This window comes from Burkholderia sp. RF2-non_BP3 (assembly GCF_001522185.1).
Classification (GTDB): Bacteria; Pseudomonadota; Gammaproteobacteria; order Burkholderiales; family Burkholderiaceae; genus Burkholderia; species Burkholderia diffusa.
Genome location: NZ_LOSU01000046.1, coordinates 1 through 1,877 on the forward strand (window position 1 = coordinate 1; position 1,877 = coordinate 1,877).

Genomic DNA, 1,877 nt, shown 5'->3' on the forward strand with positions numbered 1-1,877 from the left:
GCGACCATTTCCGGCATGCCGGCCTACCGCGCGCTGGCCGCCGAAGCCGAGCAGGATTACGAAGGCTTCTGGGCGCGTCTCGCGCGCGAGGGCCTGACCTGGCACAAGCCGTTCACCAAGGTGCTCGACGAGAGCAATGCGCCGTTCTACAAGTGGTTCGACGACGGCGAACTCAACGCGTCGTACAACTGCCTCGACCGTCACGTCGAAGCCGGCAACGGCGAACGCGTCGCGGTGATCTTCGAAGCCGACGACGGCACCGTCACGCGCGTCACCTATGCCGACCTGCTCGCTCGCGTATCGCGCTTCGCGAATGCGCTGAAGAAACGCGGAATCGGCAAGGGCGATCGCGTCGTCATCTACATTCCGATGTCGATCGAGGGCATCGTCGCGATGCAGGCCTGCGCGCGCATCGGCGCCACGCACTCGGTCGTGTTCGGCGGCTTCTCCGCGAAATCGCTCAACGAGCGGCTCGTCGACGTCGGCGCGGTCGCGCTCATCACCGCCGACGAGCAGGCGCGCGGCGGCAAGACGCTGCCGCTCAAGAGCATCGCCGACGAGGCGCTCGCCATGGGCGGCTGCGAAGCCGTCAAGAGCGTGATCGTCTATCGCCGCACCGGCGGCAAGATCGACTGGCACGCCGGGCGCGACCTGTGGATGCACGAGATCGCCGACGGCGAATCCGATACGTGCGCACCGGAATGGGTCGGCGCCGAGCATCCGCTGTTCATCCTGTATACGTCGGGCTCGACCGGCAAGCCGAAGGGCGTGCAGCACAGCACCGGCGGCTATCTGCTGTGGGCCGCGCAGACGATGAAGTGGACCTTCGACTGGAAGCCCACCGACGTGTTCTGGTGCACGGCCGACATCGGCTGGGTCACGGGCCACACGTACATCACCTACGGCCCGCTCGCGTGCGGCGGTACGCAGGTCGTGTTCGAAGGCGTGCCGACCTGGCCGGACGCCGGCCGCTTCTGGAAGATGATCAACGATCACAAGGTCACGGTGTTCTACACCGCGCCGACCGCGATCCGCTCGCTGATCAAGGCCGCCGAGGCCGACGACAAGGTTCATCCGAAGAGTTACGACCTGTCGAGCCTGCGCATCATCGGCACGGTCGGCGAACCGATCAATCCGGAAGCGTGGATGTGGTACCACAAGCACGTCGGCCAGGAACGCTGCCCGATCGTCGACACGTGGTGGCAGACCGAAACCGGCGGCCACATGATCACACCGCTGCCGGGCGCGACGCCGACGGTGCCGGGTTCGTGCACGCTGCCGCTGCCGGGCATCATGGCCGCGGTGGTCGACGAGACGGGGCAGGACGTACCGAACGGGCAAGGCGGCATTCTCGTCGTCAAGCGTCCGTGGCCGGCGATGATCCGCACGATCTGGGGCGACCCGGAGCGTTTCAAGAAGAGTTACTACCCGGAAGAACTCGGCGGCACGCTCTACCTCGCCGGCGACGGCACGGTGCGCGACAAGGACACCGGCTACTTCACGATCATGGGCCGCATCGACGACGTGCTGAACGTGTCGGGTCACCGGCTCGGCACGATGGAGATCGAGTCGGCGCTGGTTTCGCACGAGCTGGTCGCGGAAGCGGCGGTGGTCGGCCGCCCGGACGACACGACGGGCGAGGCGGTGGTCGCGTTCGTGGTGCTGAAGCGTTCGCGCCCGGAGGGCGAGGAGGCGGCGGCGCTCGCGAAGACGCTGCGCGACTGGGTCGGCAAGCAGATCGGGCCGATCGCGAAGCCGAAGGACATCCGCTTCGGCGACAACCTGCCGAAGACGCGCTCGGGCAAGATCATGCGGCGCCTGTTGCGCTCGCTCGCCAAGGGCGAGGCGATCACGCAGGACACGTCCACGCTCGAGAA

At 67.2% G+C, this 1,877-nt stretch carries 1 protein-coding gene; it reads left to right on the forward strand.

Translation table 11 applies throughout. The features are described from left to right. Positions 1-1,877: acetate--CoA ligase (gene acs / locus WS45_RS23775; protein WP_059701979.1), on the forward strand; the 1,877-nt coding region annotated here is incomplete at both ends.